Annotated in this window: 24 protein-coding genes; 21 read left to right on the forward strand and 3 right to left on the reverse strand. The window is 52.9% G+C overall.

From position 1 onward, the window contains the following. The first annotated feature begins 38 nt into the window (after window positions 1-38). The 6 genes from BEB54_RS00465 to BEB54_RS00490 are packed head-to-tail and all read left to right on the forward strand — an operon-like array spanning window position 39 to window position 5,861. Window positions 39-2,675, forward strand: a complete 2,637-nt coding sequence (locus BEB54_RS00465) for a fimbrial biogenesis outer membrane usher protein (RefSeq protein ID WP_105277550.1) — start codon at window positions 39-41, stop codon at window positions 2,673-2,675. Between the two features lie 19 nt (window positions 2,676-2,694). Continuing rightward, window positions 2,695-3,447, forward strand: a complete 753-nt coding sequence (locus tag BEB54_RS00470) for a fimbria/pilus periplasmic chaperone (protein WP_032184723.1) — start codon at window positions 2,695-2,697, stop codon at window positions 3,445-3,447. A 15-nt stretch (window positions 3,448-3,462) separates the two neighbouring features. Further along, entirely contained in the window at window positions 3,463-3,978 is a 516-nt protein-coding gene (locus BEB54_RS00475) for a fimbrial protein (protein ID WP_000877915.1), read from the forward strand. Continuing rightward, complete coding sequence (locus BEB54_RS00480) at window positions 3,975-4,463, forward strand: fimbrial protein (RefSeq protein WP_032184722.1); 489 nt, start codon at window positions 3,975-3,977, stop codon at window positions 4,461-4,463. The genes BEB54_RS00475 and BEB54_RS00480 overlap by 4 nt, the downstream gene beginning before the upstream one ends. After that, the gene (locus tag BEB54_RS00485) at window positions 4,460-4,999 is read left to right on the forward strand and encodes a fimbrial protein (protein WP_032184720.1); all 540 of its coding nucleotides are present in this window, start codon (window positions 4,460-4,462) and stop codon (window positions 4,997-4,999) included. The genes BEB54_RS00480 and BEB54_RS00485 overlap by 4 nt, the downstream gene beginning before the upstream one ends. Window position 5,000: 1 nt before the next feature. Continuing rightward, a complete protein-coding gene (locus tag BEB54_RS00490; protein WP_105277548.1) occupies window positions 5,001-5,861 on the forward strand; it encodes a StfH/YfcO family fimbrial adhesin in 861 nt (286 codons plus the stop codon). 54 nt (window positions 5,862-5,915) lie between these two features. Here BEB54_RS00490 and smrB read toward each other — a convergent pair whose 3' ends face one another. Beyond that, window positions 5,916-6,467, reverse strand: a complete 552-nt coding sequence (gene smrB, locus BEB54_RS00495) for an endonuclease SmrB (protein ID WP_000730533.1) — start codon at window positions 6,465-6,467, stop codon at window positions 5,916-5,918. Between the two features lie 164 nt (window positions 6,468-6,631). Between smrB and prmB the strand changes: the two genes are divergently transcribed. The 6 genes from prmB to BEB54_RS00525 are packed head-to-tail and all read left to right on the forward strand — an operon-like array spanning window position 6,632 to window position 11,180. After that, complete coding sequence (gene prmB, locus BEB54_RS00500; protein WP_001306448.1) at window positions 6,632-7,564, forward strand: 50S ribosomal protein L3 N(5)-glutamine methyltransferase; 933 nt, start codon at window positions 6,632-6,634, stop codon at window positions 7,562-7,564. A 34-nt stretch (window positions 7,565-7,598) separates the two neighbouring features. Then, entirely contained in the window at window positions 7,599-8,684 is a 1,086-nt protein-coding gene (aroC, locus tag BEB54_RS00505) for a chorismate synthase (protein WP_001353064.1), read from the forward strand. Between the two features lie 2 nt (window positions 8,685-8,686). Continuing rightward, window positions 8,687-9,511 (forward strand): penicillin-insensitive murein endopeptidase, encoded by an 825-nt coding sequence (gene mepA, locus BEB54_RS00510; protein WP_001043810.1) that lies wholly within the window; start codon window positions 8,687-8,689, stop codon window positions 9,509-9,511. Next, entirely contained in the window at window positions 9,511-10,320 is an 810-nt protein-coding gene (locus BEB54_RS00515) for a sulfite exporter TauE/SafE family protein (protein WP_000447348.1), read from the forward strand. The genes mepA and BEB54_RS00515 overlap by 1 nt, the downstream gene beginning before the upstream one ends. Further along, complete coding sequence (gene epmC / locus BEB54_RS00520) at window positions 10,320-10,868, forward strand: elongation factor P hydroxylase (RefSeq protein WP_039020353.1); 549 nt, start codon at window positions 10,320-10,322, stop codon at window positions 10,866-10,868. The genes BEB54_RS00515 and epmC overlap by 1 nt, the downstream gene beginning before the upstream one ends. A gap of 33 nt (window positions 10,869-10,901) precedes the next feature. Then, window positions 10,902-11,180: a YfcL family protein gene (locus BEB54_RS00525; protein ID WP_000559764.1), complete on the forward strand. Its 279-nt coding sequence runs from the start codon at window positions 10,902-10,904 to the stop codon at window positions 11,178-11,180. A 309-nt stretch (window positions 11,181-11,489) separates the two neighbouring features. Here the strand turns inward: BEB54_RS00525 and mnmC are convergent, their stop codons facing one another. Beyond that, a complete protein-coding gene (gene mnmC, locus BEB54_RS00530) occupies window positions 11,490-13,496 on the reverse strand; it encodes a bifunctional tRNA (5-methylaminomethyl-2-thiouridine)(34)-methyltransferase MnmD/FAD-dependent 5-carboxymethylaminomethyl-2-thiouridine(34) oxidoreductase MnmC (protein ID WP_105277547.1) in 2,007 nt (668 codons plus the stop codon). Window positions 13,497-13,654: 158 nt separating this feature from the next. Between mnmC and fabB the strand changes: the two genes are divergently transcribed. Both fabB and BEB54_RS00540 read left to right on the forward strand, forming a co-directional pair. Next, window positions 13,655-14,875, forward strand: coding sequence for a beta-ketoacyl-ACP synthase I (fabB, locus tag BEB54_RS00535; protein WP_000817187.1), 1,221 nt, complete (start codon window positions 13,655-13,657; stop codon window positions 14,873-14,875). A gap of 258 nt (window positions 14,876-15,133) precedes the next feature. Then, window positions 15,134-16,312, forward strand: coding sequence for an MFS transporter (locus BEB54_RS00540; RefSeq protein ID WP_105277546.1), 1,179 nt, complete (start codon window positions 15,134-15,136; stop codon window positions 16,310-16,312). Here BEB54_RS00540 and flk read toward each other — a convergent pair. Continuing rightward, window positions 16,309-17,304: a flagella biosynthesis regulator Flk gene (gene flk / locus BEB54_RS00545; RefSeq protein WP_000615830.1), complete on the reverse strand. Its 996-nt coding sequence runs from the start codon at window positions 17,302-17,304 to the stop codon at window positions 16,309-16,311. The two genes, BEB54_RS00540 and flk, sit on opposite strands and share 4 nt — an antisense overlap. 98 nt (window positions 17,305-17,402) lie before the next feature. Between flk and pdxB the strand changes: the two genes are divergently transcribed. The 7 genes from pdxB to dedD all read left to right on the forward strand — a co-directional run bounded on the left by pdxB (window position 17,403) and on the right by dedD (window position 24,232). Next, a complete protein-coding gene (pdxB, locus tag BEB54_RS00550; protein WP_000699132.1) occupies window positions 17,403-18,539 on the forward strand; it encodes a 4-phosphoerythronate dehydrogenase PdxB in 1,137 nt (378 codons plus the stop codon). A gap of 65 nt (window positions 18,540-18,604) precedes the next feature. After that, window positions 18,605-19,618: an aspartate-semialdehyde dehydrogenase gene (locus BEB54_RS00555; protein WP_001289165.1), complete on the forward strand. Its 1,014-nt coding sequence runs from the start codon at window positions 18,605-18,607 to the stop codon at window positions 19,616-19,618. Then, entirely contained in the window at window positions 19,618-20,430 is an 813-nt protein-coding gene (gene truA, locus BEB54_RS00560; RefSeq protein WP_001283592.1) for a tRNA pseudouridine(38-40) synthase TruA, read from the forward strand. Before BEB54_RS00555 ends, truA begins: the two co-directional genes overlap by 1 nt. A gap of 82 nt (window positions 20,431-20,512) precedes the next feature. Further along, window positions 20,513-21,172, forward strand: a complete 660-nt coding sequence (locus tag BEB54_RS00565; RefSeq protein ID WP_000364335.1) for a DedA family protein — start codon at window positions 20,513-20,515, stop codon at window positions 21,170-21,172. A 155-nt stretch (window positions 21,173-21,327) separates the two neighbouring features. After that, entirely contained in the window at window positions 21,328-22,242 is a 915-nt protein-coding gene (gene accD / locus BEB54_RS00570; protein ID WP_000118404.1) for an acetyl-CoA carboxylase, carboxyltransferase subunit beta, read from the forward strand. A gap of 69 nt (window positions 22,243-22,311) precedes the next feature. Continuing rightward, a complete protein-coding gene (folC, locus tag BEB54_RS00575; RefSeq protein ID WP_032184709.1) occupies window positions 22,312-23,580 on the forward strand; it encodes a bifunctional tetrahydrofolate synthase/dihydrofolate synthase in 1,269 nt (422 codons plus the stop codon). Then, on the forward strand, window positions 23,570-24,232 hold the full coding sequence (gene dedD / locus BEB54_RS00580) for a cell division protein DedD (RefSeq protein ID WP_105277544.1): 663 nt from the start codon (window positions 23,570-23,572) through the stop codon (window positions 24,230-24,232). The genes folC and dedD overlap by 11 nt, the downstream gene beginning before the upstream one ends. The last annotated feature ends 155 nt before the right edge of the window (window positions 24,233-24,387 follow it).

A 24,387-nucleotide genomic window follows, 5' to 3' on the forward strand; every position in this document is an offset into this window, starting at 1 on the left:
TTTTGGACTTATTATAATAATCACGGATGAATACGTGTATGCCTGACCATTCCCTTTTCCGCTTACGGGCGCTTCCCTGGTGCGTTGCCGTGGCCATCTCTGGATGCCATATCAATGCCTGGGCTGATGAAGATATTCAGTTTGATTCCCGTTTTCTGGAATTAAAAGGCGACACGAAAATCGATTTGAAGCGATTTTCAAGCCAGGGTTATGTTGAACCGGGTAAATACAGTTTACAGGTTGAGGTGAATAAACAGCCATTACCCGGTGAATATGATATTTACTGGTATGCAACAGAAAATGATGCCAATAAGACTTACGCCTGCCTGTCGCCAGACCTGGTGGCACTGCTTGGTTTCAAAGAAGACATTGCGAAAAATTTGCAATGGGTTCACGACGGTAAATGCCTCAAGCCAGGCCAATTTGACGGTCTGGAAATGCGCGCTGATTTAAGCCAGTCCGCACTCCTTATCAGCTTGCCGCAGGCTTATCTTGAATACAGCGATGTCGACTGGGACCCTCCCTCGCGCTGGGATGATGGCATCTCAGGTTTAATTGCCGATTACAGCATCAACGCCCAAACCCGACACGAAGAAAATGGCGGTGATGACAGCAACGATATCAGCGGCAACGGTACGGTTGGCGTTAACCTCGGGCCGTGGCGCTTGCGAGCCGACTGGCAGAGCGATTATCAGCATACCCGCAGTAATGATGAAGAGACGGAAGACAGCACCGAAAGAAACTGGGACTGGAGCCGTTACTATGCCTGGCGCGCGTTACCGAGCCTGAAAGCCAAACTGGCACTCGGTGAAGATTACCTCGATTCCGATATTTTCGATGGCTTTAACTACATCGGCGGTAGTATCAGTACTGACGATCAAATGCTGCCGCCGAACCTGCGCGGCTATGCCCCGGATATTTCCGGCGTGGCCCATACGGCGGCGAAAGTCACCGTTAGCCAGGCCGGGCGCGTAATCTATGAAACCCAGGTGCCAGCCGGGCCATTCCGTATCCAGGATCTCGCCGATTTTAGCTCTGGTACGCTGCATGTGCGCATTGAAGAGGTGAACGGTCAGGTGCAGGAGTATGACATCAGCACTGCCTCCATGCCGTTCCTGACTCGCCCGGGCCAGGTGCGCTACAAAATTATGATGGGGCGACCACAGGAGTGGGGGCACCATGTGCAAGGCGGGTTCTTTTCCGGTGGCGAAGCGTCCTGGGGGATAGCAAACGGCTGGTCACTGTATGGCGGGGCGCTTGGCGATGAAAATTACCAGTCAGCCGCGCTTGGGATTGGTCGCGATCTTTCCGTTTTCGGTGCGATGGCCTTTGATATCACCCACTCGCATACCCGACTTGACGATTCGACCGCTTACGGAAAAAGCACGCTCGACGGTAACTCTTTCAGAGTCAGTTACTCCAAAGACTTTGATGAACTCAACAGCCGCGTCACCTTCGCCGGATACCGCTTCTCGGAAGAGAACTATATGACCATGAGCGAGTATCTGGACGCAAATGACAGCGCAATGGTTCGCTCTGGCAATGATAAAGAGATGTACACCGCCACCTATAACCAGAACTTCAGGGATGCCGGTGTTTCTGTTTACCTGAACTATACGCGCCACACCTATTGGGATCGTGAGGAACAGACCAACTACAACGTAATGCTCTCCCACTATTTCAATATGGGCGGCATTCGGAACATGAGTATCTCTCTGACCGGTTATCGCTACGAGTATGACGATAGCGCTGACAAAGGCGTCTACATCTCCTTAAGTATGCCGTGGGGCGATAGCAGCGTTGTGAGTTACAACGGCAACTACGGTAGCGGTTCAGACAGCAGCCAGGTAGGGTATTTCAGCCGTATCGATGACGCCAGTCATTATCAGATAAACGTGGGCAACAGTGAAAATCACTCCAGCGTGGATGGTTATTACAGCCGTGACGGTTCAATGGCCCATGTGGACCTCAGTGCCAACTACCATGAAGGGCAGTACACCTCTGCCGGGTTGTCGCTACAGGGCGGCGCCACGCTCACGGCTCACGGTGGCGCGTTGCACCGTACTCAAAATATGGGCGGTACGCGACTGCTGATTGACGCTGACGGTGTCGCGGACGTACCGGTCGAAGGAAATGGTGCCGCGGTGTACACCAATATGTTTGGCAAAGCCGTCGTTGCCGACGTCAATAACTACTACCGTAACCAGGCCACGATTGACCTCACCAGACTGCCAGAAAACGCCGAAGCCACGCAGTCTGTCGTGCAGGCGACGCTTACCGAAGGCGCCATTGGCTACCGTCAATTTGCGGTCATCAGTGGGCAAAAGGCGATGGCTGTCCTGCGCATGAGTGATGGCAGTTATCCGCCATTTGGTGCGGAAGTGAAAAACGAACATGACCAGCAGGTCGGCCTGGTTGATGATGACGGCAACGTCTATCTGGCCGGGGTAAAAGCGGGCGAACACATGCGTGTCTCATGGAATGGCGAACCCCACTGTGAGATTTCTCTGCCAGACCCGCTACCTGCCGACCTGTTCAATGGCCTGTTACTGCCGTGCAAGCAACAAGGCGCTGTGTTGCCTGCGGCTCCGGCAGAGATTAAACCGATGATTCAGGAACAAACGCAGCAGGTCACACCTGGCGCGGAACCCATGGCTATTTCAGCAAACCAATAACGTGATTAAGGATTGATCCATGTATACATTGACTCGCTCTGCAACACGCGCTGCCCCTGCGTTGGCGCTGCTGGTGGCGGCCGCCAGTTTTACCACCCACGCATCGGTGACGCCCGACCGTACACGCCTGGTCTTCAATGAAGGCGACAAATCTATTAGCGTCACGTTGCGCAATAACGACCCGAAGCAGCCCTACCTGGCACAAAGCTGGATGGAGGACGAAAAGGGTAACAAAATCAGTTCGCCACTTACGGTACTGCCGCCGGTACAGCGTATTGATGCGATGATGAATGGTCAGGTAAAAGTCCAGGGAATGCCGGATATCAACAAGTTACCGGCCGATCGTGAGAGCATGTTCTACTTTAACGTGCGTGAAATCCCGCCAAAATCGAACAAACCTAATACGCTGCAAATTGCCCTGCAAACGCGTATCAAATTGTTCTGGCGACCCAAGGCACTGGCAAAAATTAACATGAGAGACCCGTGGCAGCACAAGGTGACGTTAACCCGCAATGGTCAGGCGTTCACCGTCAATAACCCCACGCCCTATTACGTGATTATCAGCAATGCCAGCACACAGAAAAATGGTAATCCGGCGGCTGGGTTTACGCCGCTGGTCATGCCGCCGAAATCGTCCGCACCGTTGAATGTGAAGATGGACACTGTGCCGGTGCTGACTTACGTCAACGACTACGGCGCGCGAATGTCGCTGAACTTTAAATGCACTGGCAATAATTGCCAGGTGGATGCAGAGCAAAGCCGCAAAGGCTGATGCCGGGAGAGTCTTATGAAATACACGTTTCTGGTGGGAACGGGCATTTTTCTCCTGAGCGGCTGGCTGATGGGGAATCTTGCCGTGGCAGCGGAAAGTAAACCGGTGTTATTGACGTTGCGCGTTCTGGTGGATGGGCCACCGCCCTGTTCCGTTAAGGGGAGCAATGTGCAATTTGGCGAAGTCTACATTAGCAAAATCAATGGCACGAATTACCGCACCACGCAGCCGCTTTATACCCTGAACTGTAGTAGCAGGGCTTCAGGTGTTGATGATCTGCGGATGCAGCTTAAAGGCACCACTACCGTGATTAACGGGGAAACTGTTATTGCGACCGAAATACCCGGCCTGGGCATTCGCATTGAAAATGGTGCCGATAACTCTCTGTTCAGAGTGGGTGAAGGTAACTGGTCTGATTTTAATGTTAACCAGTTGCCCAACCTCACAGCGGTGCCGGTAAAACAGAGCGGAGTGCAGCTTACGCCAGCGGAATTTAACGCCAGTATGACGATGGTGGTGGATTACCAATGAAAAAACGCTTGTTACTTTTACTCTGCACCTGCGGTGGCGTTGCGCTGGCGGCTGACGATGACATCACCTTCCACGGTACGCTGGTGGCACCGCCTGCCTGTGCTATCAGCGATGGAAAGACCCTCGAAGTGGAATTTCGCGATCTCATCATCGACAGTATCAACGGAGACTATGGCCGCAAGGAAGTGGTATATGGCCTGAGCTGTGACTCTGACACGCGCGATCCCGAGTGGAATATGACACTCACCTGGACGGGTACGCAGACCGCCTACAATGACTCGGCTATCGAAACAGACGTTCCCGGCTTTGGTATTGAACTTCAGCACGATGGTCAGCCTTTTAAGCTGAATACTCCGCTTACTATTAACGCCACCGATTTTACCCAAAAGCCGAAGCTGGAAGCCGTGCCAGTGAAGTCAGCCGATGCGGTGCTGAGTGATACCACGTTTTCAGCCTATGCAACATTGCGGGTGGATTATCAATGAAGACAGAACGTATTTATTCGCTCGGCTATGGGCTGTTAGCGGGCCTGCTGTTGATCGGCAGCACGCATGCCCTGGCCGTGGACAACAACCTGCATTTTTACGGCAATTTAATTAGCCGCTCTTGTACGCTGGTGGTTGAGAGCGGAAATCTGGCCGAAGTCCATTTTCCGACTATCAGTCGTCGGGATCTTATGGCTGCGGGGGAGTCTGCGCACGTTCCGGTGGTGTTTAAGCTGAAAGATTGTAAGGGGCCTGCGAGTTATCAGGTCCAGGTGACTCTTACCGGTACGGAAGACAGTGAACAGCCTGGTTTCCTGGCGCTGGATACCACATCAACCGCACAGGGCGTCGGGATTGGGATGGAAACGACGGACGGTGTACGGGTGGCGATTAACGACCCAACCGGGGCGAAATTCACGCTTAGCGATGGCAGTAATGACATTAATTTCAGGGCCTGGTTACAGGCGAAAAGCGGTCGGGAAGTGACGATGGGCGATTTTACCGCCAACCTGACGGCGACCTTCGAGTATATATAATATGAAAAAATTACGATTTCTGTTTTACGTCATGCTGGCGCTGTGCTTTAGCCAGGGAGCCCTGGCGAAACTGGGGACAACCTACAATAACGTGATAATCTATTACGGAACTGTTACGGCTACCGCAAAGTTATACTTCTATCTTGATTTGTTGACGACCAATGGGGTTTATCATGGGGAGTATTATCAGGATAGACCTGCGGGTGTTGCTTTTGAGGCTATCCCGAATAGGTCATGGACCGGACCCGGAAACGTGCCCGCACCCAAAATCACGGCCCGTTCGGGTACTTATACTGATGCCTATAAGTGCCCAGGGGTTCTCAACATTGATCCAAATGTTGACTGGAGTTGCTCATATTTAAACCTAACCATAGAAGTTGATGGCTCGGCAGAGACGTGTCCGTGGTTGGTGGGTTTTACGGCCAACAGTTCTGTAAATTTAGTTCTTTCACATAAGGTGGAATACTATAGGGGGCCGACAAGCTATACAACAACGTGTCCGGGTGAGCCATTAACAAACTATGATATCTCCTGGAGTGACAGCCGGGTTGAACACAGTCAACTTTTGAATCTGCAATCGACAGGTTCAGTTATTGAAAAAAACTTATCTACCTACCTGATGAAAGATGGTCAGCTTTGTGATGGCAGTAAAATAGATGAGCGCGGTGCGTATTGCCGCTTTGTCAGTCAGCAAATCACGTTTACGGCTGAAGGGTGCGATGACGCCAGAGTAACAGTCGCGCCAACACAGCACCCTATTACCGACCGGCAACTGCACGATATGTTAGTGCGTGTTGATACCAGTAACAGGCAGGCAATAGACTCCACGTGTCGCTTTCAGTATGTATTGAATATGTTGTAGCATTATTTCACCGACCAGTTAGCTGGTCGGTGAAAGTACATGTTGATAATGATGTCAGGGCAACTCAGGCGGCAACCACTCTTCCACTTCAATCAACACTAATAAAGCTGCATCACCGCCGTACTCTTTCGGTGCCTGGTGAAACGCCATCACATGGGGATGTTGCGCCAGCCACAGCGGCGTTTGCTGCTTCAAAATATGCTTACCATGACCATGCATCACGCAGGCGCAAAACACATGTTCACGACGGCAGGCGGCAATCAGAGCCCCAAGTTCCTGCTTAGCTTGCAACTGCGTCAAACCGTGTAAATCTAAAAACAACTCCGGCGAATAATCGCCGCGGCGCAGTTTCTTCGCTTCAAAGTGGCTGACATCCGGACGGACATATTTCACCGGACCTTCGGTATTCAATAACGGTTGAAACTCATCGGAGAAATAATGGCTGGCATCGGCCTGTTCCTGAATTAACCGCTTGACCGGTACTTCGCTAATTTTTTTACGCAGCGGCCGATGGACGATGGTGTCCTGCTTTATCTGGCGGGTCCCCGCCATCAACTGGCGGAACAGCGCCTGGTCCTCCTCGCTAAGTGATGATTTCTTTTTCATTTACATCTCTCATTTCTAATTTTCCTACAGTTTACCCGACTCGTCGTCTAATCGATCGTTTTAAACGTATTTTTCCTCACTCACCGCGCGTGAATGCTGATTTATCGTCATCTTCATGGCAAACTAGCCGCCGAAATTAATGCGACCATGCCCTGGAGGAATACGTGGATAAAATTTTCGTTGATGAAGCAGTAAATGAGCTGCAAACCATTCAGGACATGTTGCGCTGGTCGGTGAGCCGCTTCAGCGCGGCAAATATCTGGTACGGCCACGGCACCGATAACCCGTGGGATGAAGCCGTACAACTGGTGCTGCCATCGCTCTACCTGCCGCTGGATATTCCGGAAGATATGCGCACCGCGCGTCTGACTTCCAGCGAAAAACATCGTATTGTTGAACGCGTGATCCGCCGCGTCAACGAACGCATTCCGGTGGCCTACCTGACCAACAAAGCCTGGTTCTGCGGCCATGAATTTTACGTCGATGAACGTGTGCTGGTGCCGCGCTCGCCGATTGGTGAACTTATCAACAATAAATTTGCCGGACTCATCAGCAAGCAACCGCAACACATTTTAGATATGTGCACCGGAAGCGGCTGTATTGCGATTGCCTGCGCTTATGCCTTCCCGGAAGCAGAAGTCGACGCGGTAGACATCTCTCCTGACGCGCTGGCGGTTGCTGAACAGAACATCGAAGAACATGGTCTGATCCACAACGTCATTCCGATTCGTTCCGATCTGTTCCGGGACTTGCCGAAAGTGCAGTACGACCTGATCGTCACTAACCCGCCGTACGTTGATGCGGAAGATATGTCCGACCTGCCAAATGAATACCGTCACGAGCCGGAACTGGGTCTGGCATCTGGTACTGACGGCCTGAAACTGACGCGTCGTATTCTCGGTAATGCGGCAGATTACCTTGCTGATGATGGTGTGCTGATTTGTGAAGTCGGCAACAGCATGGTACATCTTATGGAACAATATCCAGATGTTCCGTTCACCTGGCTGGAGTTTGATAACGGCGGCGATGGTGTGTTTATGCTCACCAAAGAGCAGCTGCTGGCGGCCCGTGAACATTTCGCGATTTATAAAGATTAAGTAAACACGCAAACACAACAATAACGGAGCCGTGATGGCTGGAAACACAATTGGACAACTCTTTCGCGTAACCACCTTCGGCGAATCGCACGGGCTGGCGCTCGGCTGCATCGTCGATGGTGTTCCGCCAGGTATTCCGCTGACGGAAGCGGACCTGCAACACGATCTCGACCGTCGTCGCCCTGGGACATCGCGCTATACCACCCAGCGTCGTGAGCCGGATCAGGTCAAAATTCTCTCCGGTGTTTTTGAAGGCGTTACTACCGGCACCAGCATTGGTTTGTTGATCGAAAACACTGACCAGCGTTCTCAGGATTACAGCGCAATTAAAGACGTTTTCCGTCCAGGCCATGCCGATTACACCTACGAACAAAAATATGGCCTGCGCGATTATCGCGGCGGCGGTCGTTCTTCCGCTCGCGAAACCGCCATGCGCGTTGCAGCAGGGGCGATTGCCAAAAAATATCTCGCTGAGAAATTTGGTATTGAAATTCGCGGCTGCCTGACCCAAATGGGCGACATTCCGCTGGAAATCAAAGACTGGTCTCAGGTCGAGCAAAATCCATTCTTCTGCCCGGATCCGGACAAAATCGAAGCCTTAGATGAACTGATGCGCGCGCTGAAAAAAGAGGGCGACTCTATTGGCGCGAAAGTCACCGTGGTGGCCAGTGGCGTCCCTGCCGGACTTGGCGAGCCGGTCTTTGATCGCCTGGATGCCGACATCGCCCACGCGCTGATGAGCATCAACGCGGTGAAAGGCGTGGAAATTGGCGACGGCTTTGACGTGGTGGCGCTGCGCGGCAGCCAGAACCGCGACGAAATCACCAAAGACGGTTTCCAGAGCAACCATGCGGGCGGCATTCTTGGTGGCATCAGCAGCGGGCAGCAAATTATCGCCCATATGGCGCTGAAACCAACCTCCAGCATTACTGTGCCTGGACGCACCATTAACCGCTTTGGCGAAGAAGTTGAGATGATCACCAAAGGCCGTCACGATCCTTGTGTTGGGATCCGCGCGGTGCCGATCGCGGAAGCGATGCTGGCGATCGTTTTAATGGATCACCTGTTACGGCAACGGGCGCAAAATGCTGATGTGAAGACTGATATTCCACGCTGGTAAAAATGAACAAAACTGCGATTGCGCTGCTGGCCCTGCTTGCCAGCAGCGCCAGCCTGGCAGCGACGCCGTGGCAAAAAATAACCCAACCTGTGCCGGGTAGTGCACAATCGATAGGCAGTTTTTCAAATGGCTGTATCGTTGGTGCTGACACGCTGCCGATACAGTCCGAACATTATCAGGTCATGCGTACCGATCAGCGTCGCTATTTCGGGCACCCGGACCTGGTGATGTTTATCCAGCGTCTGAGTAGCCAGGTGAGCAATCTGGGTATGGGCACGGTGCTGATTGGCGATATGGGAATGCCTGCTGGTGGGCGTTTCAATGGTGGTCACGCCAGTCATCAGACCGGACTGGATGTGGACATCTTCCTGCAACTGCCGAAAAAACGCTGGACCTCCGCGCAACTCTTGCGCCCGCAAGCATTAGATTTGGTTTCCCGCGACGGTAAACACGTTGTCCCCACGCTGTGGAAGCCCGAAATTTTCAGCTTGATTAAACTCGCCGCGCAGGACAAAGACGTCACGCGCATTTTTGTTAATCCGGCGATTAAACAACAACTTTGCCTTGATGCGGGCACCGATCGCGACTGGTTGCGCAAAGTGCGACCCTGGTTCCAGCATCGCGCCCATATGCATGTACGATTACGTTGTCCTGCCGATAGTCTGGAGTGTGAAGATCAACCTTTACCGCCACCGGGCGATGGTTGCGGGGCAGAACTGCAAAGCTGGTTTGAACCTCCAAAACCGGGAACAACAAAGCCTGAGAAGAAGACACCGCCTCCGTTGCCGCCTTCCTGCCAGGCGCTACTGGATGAGCACGTGATCTAATGGAAACGTTTAATAGCCTGTTTATGGTTTCCCCGCTGTTGCTGGGACTCCTCTTTTTTGTCGCCATACTGGCGGGATTTATCGACTCTATTGCCGGTGGTGGTGGGCTACTCACCATTCCGGCATTAATGGCGGCGGGGATGTCTCCGGCTAACGCGCTGGCAACCAATAAACTGCAAGCCTGCGGTGGCTCTATTTCTGCCACTATCTACTTTATTCGCCGCAAAGTGGTTAGCTTAAGCGATCAGAAACTCAATATCGCCATGACCTTTATCGGCTCAATGAGCGGCGCTTTGCTGGTGCAGTACGTTCAGGCTGATGTCTTGCGGCAGATTTTGCCCATTCTGGTGATTTGTATTGGTCTTTATTTCTTACTGATGCCCAAACTGGGAGAAGAAGATCGCCAGCGTCGGATGTATGGACTGCCATTTGCGCTGGTAGCAGGGGGCTGCGTTGGTTTTTACGATGGATTCTTTGGCCCGGCTGCCGGATCGTTTTACGCGTTAGCCTTCGTTACGCTGTGCGGCTTTAACCTCGCCAAAGCCACGGCCCACGCCAAATTACTCAACGCAACGTCTAATATCGGCGGTTTACTGCTGTTTATTCTCGGCGGCAAAGTGATTTGGGCAACAGGATTCGTGATGCTGGTGGGGCAGTTCCTCGGCGCGCGCATGGGGTCAAGACTGGTGTTGAGCAAAGGACAAAAGCTGATTCGCCCGATGATTGTTATCGTCTCGGCGGTGATGAGTGCCAAATTACTTTATGATAGCCACGGACAGGAGATCCTCCACTGGTTGGGGATGAACTAATGAATAGTACACACCACTATGAGCAGTTGATTGAAATTTTTAATAGCTGCTTTGCCGATGAATTTAATACCCGTCTGATTAAAGGCGACGACGAACCGATCTATCTTCCTGCTGATGCTGAAGTACCGTATAACCGAATCGTCTTTGCTCACGGCTTTTATGCCAGCGCAATTCATGAGATTTCGCACTGGTGTATTGCCGGGAAAGCGCGCCGTGAGCTGGTTGATTTCGGCTACTGGTATTGTCCGGACGGACGCGATGCCCAAACGCAAGGCCAGTTTGAAGATGTTGAAGTGAAGCCGCAGGCGCTGGACTGGTTGTTCTGTGTGGCGGCGGGATATCCGTTTAATGTCAGTTGCGACAATCTGGAAGGGGATTTCGAACCGGACCGCGTGGTATTTCAACGGCGGGTACATGCACAGGTGATGGATTATCTGGCAAACGGTATTCCCGAGCGTCCGGCACGCTTCATTAAAGCACTACAAAATTATTATCACACGCCGGAGCTTACGGCGGAACAGTTCCCGTGGCCGGAAGCGCTCAACTGAAGCCTGCGCCACGTTTTACAATGAGGAAAGAAGATGATCGCGGAGTTTGAATCACGCATTCTGGCATTAATCGACGGTATGGTTGACCATGCCAGTGATGATGAGTTGTTTGCCAGTGGGTATTTGCGTGGCCACCTGACATTAGCCATCGCAGAACTGGAAAGTGGTGATGACCACTCCGCCCAGGCGGTACATACGACCGTTAGCCAGAGTCTGGAAAAAGCCATTGGTGCCGGTGAGTTGTCGCCGCGAGACCAGGCGCTGGTGACCGATATGTGGGAAAATCTGTTTCAACAGGCTTCACAGCAGTAAGTTGTTGGCGTCTGGAGCGTCATGCCTGATGCGACGCTTATCGCGTCTTATCAGGCCTACAGGTTTCACGTAGGTCGGATAAGGCGTTCACGCCGCATCCGACATTGAGTGCATAATGCCTGATGCGACGCTTACCGCGTCTTATCAGGCCTACAGGTTTCACGTAGGTCGGATAAGGCGTTCACGCCGCATCCGACATTGAGTGCATAATGCCTGATGCGACGCTTACTGCGTCTTATCAGGCCTACAGATTTCACGTAGGTCGGATAAGGCGTTCACGCCGCATCCGACAAACGCTGCCAAAGCAGATTACCCCGCCTTAATCGCTTTACCCTTCAACAACTTCCGCACCCATAACCGATTTGGATTTAACGCCGCCAGCGTATTGCTATCCATCGGAATCGGTTCGTCGCTCATCTGCGCTGCCAGAATCTCGGCACACAGCGGGGCAGAACACAAACCACGCGAACCTAAAGCCGCAAGCATAAAAAGATCGTCATAAATCGGCGCGCTGACCGCGTTGTCTTTCTGTTCCGCCAGAGAGGCATATTCTGCGAGCGTTGCCTCATAATCAGGGACATTGCCTACCATTGGCAGATGATCACGAGTGGCACAACGCACACCGCAGCGAGCGTCTTTATCACTGACATCAACCTCTTTTGCCCACTGCGCCTGTGGGAAACAATCAATCAACCGCTGGCGATTCTGCTGCTGATCTTCATCACTGTACGCCGTATCTTCGCTGCCGCGATGATAACTGGCACCAATACAATGGTGCTGATTCGCCGGATTTTGTGGCGTGAGATAACCGTCATAGCACAGCACCTGCTTCAGCTTCACCAGTTCCGGCGTTGTTGGAATATGGCTGACCTGACCGGCAACGGAATACATCGGCAGAGACGACGTTTGGCTGAAACCGCTGATTTGATGCCCGTTCGCCAGTACCACTACACTGTGTGTTGCTTGCTGATCACCTGCAAAATTCAACAACCAACAGTCATCCTGACGGGATAAATCCTTTAACTGATATTGATAATGAATCTGCAAACCCTGCTGTTGTGCCAGCTTAAGCACATTACGGGTCAGCTCTGCCGGACACAGCCAACCACCTTGCGGATAAGTAATACCGCTGCAATTTGTCGCAACGCCCGTAATTTGTTCAACCGCCTTAGCATCAACGGCCACAGCCAGTTCTGCGGGTAAATCCATCGACAGCATTTGTGCGATTTTATGCTGGCTTTTTTCATCCCAGCCTAACTGCGTGACGCCGCACCAGTCATGATCAAATTTAACAGGCAATAAATCGTAAAGCCGACGAGCAAAAGTAAACGCATTGGAGAAAAACCGGTTTAGTGCTTCATCATGTTTACTTAAGAGCGGATACAGCGCCCCCTGGCGATTGCCGGAAGCACCGAGCGCGGGGGCCTCATCTGCACAATAAAGTGTAACCTGCCATCCACGACGTAATAGCGCCAGCGACAACAATGCGCTGGCGATACCACCGCCAATAATCGCCGCTTCCCGTTTGTGACTACCCGTACGGTTAAACCACGGCGTGGAGCAGGGGAGGGGTAATGTCTGTTCCATTACCCCACAAAGCATCTCCCGTTTACGCCCAAACCCTTTGCGCTTTTGCATGGTGAATCCGGCTTCCTGCAAACCCCGGCGGACAAAACCGGCAGACGTAAATGTCGCCAGAGTGCCACCCGGACGCGCCAGCCTTGCCATGGCGTTAAACAGATTTTGCGTCCACATATCCGGGTTCTTCGCTGGTGCAAAGCCGTCCAGAAACCAGGCGTCTACTTTTTGATTTAGCGAATCGTCCAGTTGGCTAGTCAGTTCGTTAATATCGCCAAACCATAAATCCAGCGTCACGCGGCCTTCATCGAGCAATAAACGATGGCAACCGGGCAAGGGCAAAGGCCACTGCGCCTGAAGTTTTTCTGCCCACGGTGCCAGTTCTGGCCAGTGTTGATGCGCTAATCCTAAATCCGCACGAGTGAGGGGAAATTTCTCAAAACTAATGAAATGTAAGCGTTGTAATTGCGCTTGCGGATGAGCTTCGCGAAACTGATCAAATGCCTGCCATAGCGTCAGGAAGTTTAATCCGGTGCCGAAGCCGCTCTCTGCTACCACAAACAGAGGATGCGGATGTTCAGGAAAGCGTGCCTCTAATTGGTTACCCCCAAGAAAAACATAGCGTGTCTCTTCCAGTCCGTTATCGTTGGAAAAATAGACATCGTCAAAATCTCGGGAAACAGGTGTACCCTCAGCATTAAATTCGAGGTTGGCAGGTTGTATGGCGTAGTGTTTCACGTAAGTTACTCGTCTTACAGGCGGTGGCTCGATCTTAGCGATGTGTGTCAGGCTGCGCAAATTTCTCTATTAATTGGCTGATCGGACTTGTTCGGCGTACAAGTGTACGCTATTGTGCATTCGAAACTTACTCTATGTGCGACTTACAGAGGTATTGAATGAAACGTGCAGTGATTACTGGCCTGGGCATTGTTTCCAGCATCGGTAATAACCAGCAGGAAGTCCTGGCATCTCTGCGTGAAGGACGTTCAGGGATCACTTTCTCTCAGGAGCTGAAGGATTCCGGCATGCGTAGCCACGTCTGGGGCAACGTAAAACTGGATACCACTGGCCTCATTGACCGCAAAGTTGTGCGCTTTATGAGCGACGCATCCATTTATGCATTCCTTTCTATGGAGCAGGCAATTGCAGATGCTGGCCTCTCCCCGGAAGCTTATCAGAATAACCCGCGCGTTGGCCTGATTGCAGGTTCTGGCGGCGGTTCCCCGCGTTTCCAGGTGTTCGGCGCTGACGCTATGCGTAGCCCGCGCGGCCTGAAAGCGGTTGGCCCGTATGTGGTCACCAAAGCGATGGCATCTGGCGTTTCTGCCTGCCTCGCCACGCCGTTTAAAATTCACGGCGTTAACTACTCCATCAGCTCCGCGTGTGCGACTTCCGCACACTGTATCGGTAACGCAGTAGAGCAGATCCAACTGGGCAAACAGGACATCGTGTTTGCTGGAGGCGGCGAAGAGCTGTGCTGGGAAATGGCTTGCGAATTCGACGCGATGGGTGCGCTGTCTACTAAATACAACGACACCCCGGAAAAAGCCTCCCGTACTTACGACGCTCACCGTGACGGTTTCGTTATCGCTGGCGGCGGCGGTATGGTAGTAGTTGAAGAGCTGGAACACGCGCTGGCGCGTGGGGCTCACATCTATGCTGAAATCGTTGGTTACGGCGCAACGTCTGATGGTGCAGACATGGTTGCTCCGTCTGGCGAAGGCGCAGTTCGCTGCATGCAGATGGCGATGCACGGTGTTGATACGCCAATCGACTACCTGAACTCTCACGGTACTTCAACTCCGGTTGGCGACGTGAAAGAGCTGGCGGCTATCCGTGAAGTATTCGGTGATAAGAGCCCGGCGATTTCTGCAACCAAAGCCATGACCGGTCACTCTCTGGGCGCTGCGGGTGTGCAGGAAGCTATCTACTCTCTGCTGATGCTGGAACACGGCTTTATCGCACCGAGCATCAACATTGAAGAGCTGGACGAGCAGGCTGCGGGTCTGAACATCGTGACCGAAACGACCGATCGCGAACTGACTACCGTTATGTCTAACAGCTTCGGCTTCGGCGGCACCAACGCCACGCTGGTAATGCGTAAGCTGAAAGATTAATAGGTCGGGTAAAACGCGACAGCCTCGCATCCGACGATACGCACCAATGCCGCATCCGACAGTAACGCAAAAGGGAGCCCGATGGTTCCCTTTTTCACATCATTGACAATCGCCGCCTGTTCCAGGCAAACTTCCCGCTTTGTTGATTTCCTTCTGAAAAAACGTACGCGTTAAATCCTGCCAACGCACCGTAACCCTGAAAACCAGAGAGATAAGACGGGGAGAATCCTCGCCTTGCGCTGCATTCTGGAGTAATGCATGACTGCTGTAAGCCAAACAGAAACACGATCTTCTGCCAATTTTTCGCTCTTCCGCATCGCTTTTGCGGTTTTTCTAACCTACTTGACCGTAGGGCTGCCGTTGCCGGTTATCCCGCTGTTTGTTCATCATGAACTGGGCTATGGCAACACCATGGTCGGGGTTGCCGTCGGCGTTCAGTTTCTGGCTACGGTACTGACGCGTGGCTACGCCGGGCGACTGGCCGATCAATATGGCGCAAAACGTTCGGCGCTTCAGGGGATGTTAGCTTGTGGTCTGGCGGGGGGCGCACTGCTGTTGGCGGCGATTTTGCCCATCTCCGCACCGTTCAAATTTACTCTGTTGGTCGTCGGACGTTTGATTCTTGGCTTTGGTGAAAGCCAGTTACTGACGGGCGCTCTGACCTGGGGATTGGGCATCGTTGGACCAAAACATTCCGGCAAAGTGATGTCATGGAACGGAATGGCGATTTACGGTGCCCTCGCTGTTGGTGCGCCGCTTGGCCTGTTGATTCATAGCCATTACGGTTTTGCTGCCCTGGCGCTCACCACAATGGCATTACCCATACTGGCGTGGGCCTGTAACGGCACAGTGCGCAAAGTACCGGCCCTGGCGGGAGAACGTCCATCGCTGTGGAGCGTTGTCGGGCTTATCTGGAAACCAGGGTTAGGTCTGGCGCTACAAGGTGTTGGTTTTGCGGTTATCGGAACTTTCGTTTCGCTCTACTTTGCCAGCAAAGGATGGGCGATGGCGGGCTTTACTCTTACCGCGTTTGGCGGGGCATTTGTCGTGATGCGCGTAATGTTTGGCTGGATGCCGGACCGTTTTGGCGGCGTGAAAGTGGCGATTGTTTCTCTGCTTGTAGAAACAGTGGGCTTGTTGCTGCTCTGGCAGGCGCCAGGTGCGTGGGTCGCATTAGCGGGCGCGGCCTTAACCGGAGCTGGATGTTCGCTTATCTTTCCAGCGCTGGGCGTGGAGGTGGTTAAACGTGTACCGTCACAAGTTCGTGGCACCGCACTGGGCGGATACGCCGCGTTTCAGGATATCGCCCTCGGCGTCTCCGGGCCGCTGGCGGGAATGCTGGCGACCACGTTTGGTTACTCTTCGGTATTTCTTGCAGGGGCGATCTCTGCGGTGCTGGGAATTATTGTCACGATACTGTCGTTTCGTCGGGGTTAACGAACCAGCCAGACCAGCATCAGGATAATCGCGACTAATAGTATCCACAGCGCGGGACGCGTTGCCATGTTTTGCAACGTGTCCATCATCGGTGGAAAAGGATTAAGCAGCGGTTGCATATCACGCGGATCAATCCCTTTAACCCGCCGTTGATAAAGCTGATTAAGGATATCCTCAGCCTGGGCTGAAGAAAGCGATGATTGTGCAGAAAGGCCATATTTTTGCTGGATATATGCCGATAACGCCGCTAGTTCACTGGCATCTAAAGGTTGTTTCAGCGCCATCTGTAGTGATTCCAGCGTCGGCGTATTTTGCTGGCTTAGCGTCTGACGCGCCTGCAGCCAGGTCACCAGATGGTTAAACAGTTTCGCTGGAATTAACTCACCATCTTTCACCCCGGAAAGTTCCAGCATCGATTGCCAGATCTGCTTGCTGGGTTCTCCCGTTGCCGCCGCAAGTTTGGTAACCAGCTGTTTGAGCGTATTGTGCTCCGCCGGTAATAACGGACGGTCGGTCGCCTCGCGCTGCTGCGGTTGCGGGATAACCATCTTCCCTTCCTGCAACAGGGTGAGAATGGTTTTTAATTGCTCCGGTGAGAGCTGATTCAGTGGCGTCTGACCAAAGTTATGACGAATATAATCCGTGACCGCCTGACGATTATTCCCCAGGCGTAAATACTCACCCAATTGGGCTAAAAGCTGGCGGGCAGAATGGCTTTTTTGCGCGGTCAGCAAACGTTGCGCCAGATTATGCTCAGCGGCGGGAAAGTGACGCGAAAGCAGCGGCGAATCTCCCGACAGGCCAATATCATGCCTGATACCCGCCCACAGTTCTGCTCTTTGCTGTTGCGTCAGCGAAGTCACTTTCGTCATTAAGCTTTCCAGCGAAGTACGTTGCTGACTGGATAAAGGCTGATTGCCCGCGCCAGACGGCAGGTTATCTCCCTGACCTGGTGGTTGCCCAGGAGGAGGGCCGGAAATAGGTTGTATCATTACGTATCCTTATACCTGAAATCATCGCAAGTATGCCTGGCCGCGAGATTATGGCACACTTGTCCGGTTAACTCTCGTCTCATACAGGTAACACAAACGTGAAAATCCTTGTTGATGAAAATATGCCTTATGCCCGCGACTTATTTAGCCGTTTGGGTGAGGTGACTGCGGTTCCGGGGCGTCCAATCCCAGTAGCTCAACTGGCAGATGCGGATGCGCTGATGGTGCGTTCGGTCACGAAAGTGAATGAATCTTTGCTGGCAGGAAAACCCATTAAATTTGTTGGCACAGCCACAGCGGGAACCGACCATGTCGATGAAGCATGGTTAAAGCAGGCGGGAATTGGTTTTTCCGCAGCACCTGGCTGTAATGCGATTGCGGTGGTGGAATATGTTTTCTCCTCACTGCTGATGCTTGCTGAACGCGATGGATTTTCACTGCATGAGCGTACCGTGGGGATCGTGGGCGTTGGTAACGTTGGTCGGCGTTTACAGGCGCGACTGGAAGCGCTGGGGATCAAAACCTTGCTTTGCGATCCGCCGCGTGCCGATCGTGGGGATGAGGGCGATTTCCGTTCGTTGGATGAATTAGTCCAGCATGCGGATATCCTGACATTCCATACGCCACTCTTTAAAGACGGACCGTACAAAACGCTGCATCTGGCGGACGAAAAACTGATTCGTAACCTGAAGCCGGGAGCGATCTTGATTAACGCCTGCCGTGGCGCAGTCGTCGATAATACTGCCCTGTTGACCTGTCTGAATGAAGGTCAGAAGTTAAGCGTAGTGCTGGATGTCTGGGAAGGCGAACCGGAACTCAACGTAGAATTGCTGAAAAAAGTGGATATCGGCACGCCGCATATTGCGGGCTACACCCTCGAAGGTAAAGCCCGTGGCACTACGCAAGTATTTGAAGCGTATAGCAAGTTTATTGGGCATGAGCAACACGTTGCGCTTGATACGTTGCTACCCGCGCCAGAGTTTGGCCGTATTACACTGCATGGTCCGCTCGATCAACCGACGCTGAAAAGGCTGGTGCATTTGGTGTATGATGTGCGCCGCGATGACGCACCGCTGCGTAAAGTCGCCGGGATACCGGGTGAGTTCGATAAACTGCGCAAAAACTATCTTGAGCGCCGTGAATGGTCATCTCTGTATGTGATTTGTGATGACGCCAGTGCGGCATCATTGCTGTGTAAACTGGGTTTTAACGCCGTTCATCATCCGGCACGTTAATCTCTTCTTCATGCTCTCTGCTGTAACATTGGCAGAGAGCTTTGCTATTTCTGGAGTAAACCACCATGTCTGAAGGCTGGAACATTGCCGTCCTGGGCGCAACTGGCGCTGTGGGCGAAGCCCTGCTTGAAACGCTGGCTGAACGTCAGTTCCCGGTTGGGGAAATTTATGCACTGGCACGTAACGAAAGCGCAGGCGAACAACTGCGCTTTGGTGGTAAGACAATCACCGTGCAGGATGCCGCTGAATTCGACTGGACGCAGGCGCAACTGGCGTTTTTTGTCGCAGGCAAAGAAGCTACCGCTGCCTGGGTTGAAGAAGCGACCAACTCAGGTTGCCTGGTGATCGACAGCAGCGGATTGTTTGCTCTCGAACCTGACGTACCGCTGGTGGTGCCGGAAGTTAACCCGTTTGTACTGACCGATTACCGCAACCGAAATGTCATCGCCGTACCGGACAGCCTGACCAGCCAGCTGTTGGCAGCACTGAAACCGTTAATCGATCAGGGCGGTTTGTCACGTATCAGCGTCACCAGCCTGATTTCTGCCTCCGCCCAGGGTAAAAAAGCGGTCGATGCGTTAGCAGGGCAGAGTGCGAAACTGTTGAACGGTATTCCGATTGATGAAGAGGATTTCTTCGGTCGTCAGCTGGCGTTCAACATGCTGCCGTTACTGCCGGATAGCGAAGGTAGCGTGCGTGAAGAACGTCGTATCGTTGACGAAGTACGCAAAATTCTGCAAGACGAAGGGCTGATGATTTCGGCAAGTGTTGTTCAGGCACCGGTATTTTACGGTCATGCTCAGATGGTCAACTTTGAAGCTCTGCGTCCGCTGGCGGCAGAAGAAGCGCGTGATGCGTTTGCCCAGGGCGAAGATATTGTGCTCTCTGAAGAGAACGAATTCCCGACGCAGGTGGGGGATGCTTCTGGTACGCCGCATCTTTCCGTTGGCTGCGTACGCAATGACTACGGTATGCCGGAGCAAGTCCAGTTCTGGTCAGTGGCCGATAATGTTCGCTTTGGCGGCGCGCTGATGGCAGTAAAAATCGCCGAGAAACTGGTGCAGGAGTATCTGTACTAATGTCCGACCAGCAACAACCGCCAGTTTACAAAATTGCGCTGGGCATTGAGTACGACGGCAGTAAGTATTACGGCTGGCAACGGCAGAACGAAGTACGCAGTGTGCAGGAGAAACTGGAAAAGGCACTCTCTCAGGTGGCGAACGAACCGATCACCGTCTTTTGTGCCGGGCGTACCGACGCAGGCGTACACGGTACAGGGCAGGTTGTGCATTTCGAAACTACCGCGCAGCGTAAAGACGCTGCGTGGACGTTGGGCGTAAATGCGAATTTACCTGGTGACATCGCCGTGCGTTGGGTTAAAGCTGTACCTGATGATTTTCATGCCCGATTTAGCGCCACGGCTCGCCGTTATCGCTACATCATCTACAATCATCGGCTGCGTCCGGCAGTGCTGAGTAAAGGGGTAACCCATTTTTACGAACCGCTGGACGCTGAACGGATGCATCGGGCCGCGCAATGCCTGCTGGGCGAGAATGATTTCACCTCGTTCCGTGCGGTGCAGTGCCAGTCCCGAACCCCGTGGCGCAATGTTATGCATATTAACGTCACGCGTCACGGTCCTTATGTGGTGGTAGATATCAAAGCAAATGCCTTTGTACATCATATGGTGAGGAATATTGTCGGCAGCCTGATGGAAGTCGGTGCCAACAACCAGCCGGAGAGCTGGATAGCAGAACTGCTGGCAGCAAAGGACAGAACGCTGGCGGCAGCAACGGCAAAAGCGGAAGGGCTGTATCTGGTCGCGGTGGATTACCCTGACCGGTTTGATCTTCCAAAACCGCCAATGGGCCCGCTATTTCTGGCGGACTAACGAGAATAATGCTCGGAAAATTTCAGGCTGTAGCCAACGTAGTTACAGCCTGAAAGATGACGAGTACAAGGCATAGGCTAATATGGACCTGATTTATTTCCTCATCGATTTTATCCTGCACATTGACGTGCATCTGGCAGAACTGGTCGCAGAGTACGGCGTCTGGGTTTATGCCATCCTGTTTTTGATTTTGTTCTGTGAAACCGGTCTGGTGGTAACGCCGTTCTTACCGGGAGATTCGCTGCTGTTTGTTGCAGGGGCACTGGCCTCGCTTGAAACCAACGATCTCAATGTTCATATGATGGTGGTACTGATGTTAATTGCCGCGATTGTTGGTGATGCGGTCAACTACACCATAGGACGGTTGTTCGGTGAAAAGTTATTCAGTAATCCGAACTCGAAAATTTTTCGTCGTAGCTATCTCGACAAAACTCATCAGTTTTATGAAAAACACGGCGGCAAAACCATTATTCTCGCCCGTTTTGTGCCAATCGTCAGAACGTTTGCCCCCTTTGTCGCAGGGATGGGCCACATGTCGTACCGTCATTTCGCTGCCTATAACGTGATCGGCGCACTGTTGTGGGTACTGCTTTTTACCTACGCAGGCTATTTCTTCGGTACAATTCCGATGGTTCAGGATAACCTTAAGCTGCTGATCGTCGGGATTATTGTGGTTTCCATTTTGCCGGGCGTCATCGAAATTATCCGTCACAAACGCGCTGCGGCACGCGCCGCAAAATAAAAAGTAACTCCGCGGTTCGACCACTTTTTTATCCAAAGTTTCGGGCTGTTATGTTTTAATGTGCAACATTCATGGTCTGTTGGGGGCAAAAATGGCATTATGCGTCCCCAAAGATAAAACTGGCATCGAACCAGGTTCAGACAGAAAGGTCCCTAATGAGCTGGATTGAACGAATTAAAAGCAACATTACTCCCACCCGCAAGGCGAGCATTCCTGAAGGGGTGTGGACTAAGTGTGATAGCTGCGGTCAGGTTTTATACCGCGCTGAGCTGGAACGTAATCTTGAGGTCTGTCCGAAGTGTGACCATCACATGCGTATGACAGCGCGTAATCGCCTGCATAGCCTGTTAGATGAAGGAAGCCTTGTGGAGCTGGGTAGCGAGCTTGAGCCGAAAGATGTGCTGAAGTTTCGTGACTCCAAGAAATATAAAGACCGTCTGGCATCTGCGCAGAAAGAAACCGGCGAAAAAGATGCGCTGGTGGTGATGAAAGGCACCCTGTATGGAATGCCGGTTGTCGCTGCGGCATTCGAGTTCGCCTTTATGGGCGGTTCCATGGGGTCTGTGGTAGGTGCACGTTTCGTACGTGCCGTTGAGCAGGCGCTGGAAGATAACTGCCCGCTGATCTGCTTCTCCGCCTCTGGTGGCGCACGTATGCAGGAAGCACTGATGTCGCTGATGCAGATGGCGAAAACCTCTGCGGCGCTGGCAAAAATGCAGGAGCGCGGCTTGCCGTACATCTCCGTGCTGACCGACCCGACCATGGGCGGTGTTTCTGCAAGTTTCGCCATGCTGGGCGATCTCAACATCGCTGAACCGAAAGCGTTAATCGGCTTTGCCGGTCCGCGTGTTATCGAACAGACCGTTCGCGAAAAACTGCCGCCAGGATTCCAGCGCAGTGAATTCCTGATCGAGAAAGGTGCGATTGACATGATCGTCCGTCGTCCGGAAATGCGCCTGAAACTGGCGAGCATTCTGGCGAAGTTGATGAATTTGCCAGCGCCGAATCCTGAAGCGCCGCGTGAAGGCGTAGTGGTGCCACCGGTACCGGATCAGGAACCTGAGGCCTGATAACTGATAAGGGCAGGGCCACTGGCTCTGCCCTTTTGCTATTCTCACCGTAACGAATCAGCGGATACCATGATTATCAAACGCACTCCTCAAGCCGCGTCGCCTCTGGCTTCGTGGCTTTCTTATCTGGAAAACCTGCACAGTAAAACTATCGATCTTGGCCTTGAGCGCGTAAGCCAGGTCGCGGCACGTCTTGGCGTTCTGAAACCAGCGCCATTTGTATTTACCGTTGCGGGTACGAATGGCAAAGGCACCACCTGCCGTACGCTGGAGTCGATTCTGATGGCGGCAGGGTACAAAGTGGGCGTCTACAGTTCGCCGCATCTGGTGCGTTATACCGAGCGCGTTCGTGTGCAGGGCCAGGAATTGCCGGAATCGGCCCACACAGCCTCTTTTGCGGAGATTGAATCAGCACGCGGTGATATTTCCCTGACCTATTTCGAGTACGGTACGCTGTCGGCGTTGTGGCTGTTCAAACAGGCACAACTTGACGTGGTGATTCTGGAAGTAGGGCTGGGCGGACGTCTGGATGCAACCAATATTGTCGATGCTGATGTTGCGGTGGTGACCAGCATTGCGCTGGATCATACCGACTGGTTGGGGCCAGATCGCGAAAGCATTGGTCGTGAGAAAGCAGGGATTTTCCGCAATGAAAAACCGGCAATTGTCGGAGAGCCTGAAATGCCTTCTACCATTGCTGATGTGGCGCAGGAAAAAGGCGCACTGTTACAACGTCGGGGCGTTGAGTGGAACTATTCCGTCACCGATCATGACTGGACGTTTAGCGATGCTCACGGCACGCTGGAAAATCTGCCGTTGCCGCTTGTCCCGCAACCGAATGCCGCAACGGCACTGGCGGCACTGCGTGCCAGCGGGCTGGAGGTCAGTGAAAATGCCATTCGCGACGGGATTGCCAGCGCAATTTTGCCGGGACGTTTCCAGATTGTGAGCGAGTCGCCACGCGTTATTTTTGATGTCGCGCATAATCCACATGCGGCGGAATATCTCACCGGGCGTATGAAAGCGCTACCGAAAAACGGGCGCGTGCTGGCGGTTATCGGTATGCTACATGATAAAGATATTGCCGGAACTCTGGCCTGGTTGAAAAGCGTGGTTGATGACTGGTATTGTGCGCCACTGGAAGGGCCGCGCGGTGCCACGGCAGAACAACTGCTTGAGCATTTGGGTAACGGCAAATCATTTGATAGCGTTGCGCAGGCATGGGATGCCGCAATGGCGGACGCTAAAGCGGAAGATACCGTGCTGGTGTGTGGTTCGTTCCACACGGTCGCACATGTCATGGAAGTGATTGACGCGAGGAGAAGCGGTGGCAAGTAAGTTTCAGAATCGGTTAGTGGGTACGATCGTGCTGGTGGCGCTGGGGGTGATTGTACTTCCAGGGTTGCTGGACGGGCAGAAAAAACATTATCAGGATGAGTTCGCGGCTATCCCGCTGGTGCCAAAAGCGGGCGATCGCGATGAGCCTGATATGATGCCAGCCGCCACCCAGGCGCTGCCGACGCAGCCCCCGGAAGGCGCAGCGGAAGAGGTACGGGCAGGTGATGCCGCAGCACCGTCGCTCGATCCGGCCACTCTTGCAGCTAATAACACCGAGTTTGAACCGGAACCTGCACCGGTCGCCCCACCGAAGCCGAAACCGGTGGAACCGCCTAAACCGAAGGTTGAAGCAGCACCTGCGCCGAAGCCAGAACCGAAACCGATCGTGGAAGAAAAAGCCGCCCCGACGGGTAAAGCGTATGTCGTCCAGCTGGGCGCGCTGAAAAATGCCGATAAAGTGAATGAGATTGTCGGTAAGCTGCGCGGCGCGGGTTATCGGGTTTATACGTCGCCATCCACGCCGGTGCAGGGTAAAATTACCCGTATTCTGGTTGGGCCAGATGCCTCGAAAGATAAGCTGAAAGGTTCGCTGGGTGAACTCAAGCAGCTTTCTGGCTTAAGTGGCGTGGTGATGGGCTATACACCGAATTAATACGGTTTTGCCTGATGCGACGAGGTCTGTGCAGGAGTAGAACCGTAGGTCGGATAAGGCGTTTACGCCGCATCCGACAATGATTGCCCGATGCCGCAAAGGCATGAAAAGTCGATGGCGTTGAATATTTTTTCAGCGCCATTTTTATTGATGCG

The organism is Escherichia sp. MOD1-EC6021 (genome assembly GCF_002965245.1).
GTDB lineage: Bacteria > Pseudomonadota > Gammaproteobacteria > Enterobacterales > Enterobacteriaceae > Escherichia > Escherichia coli_F.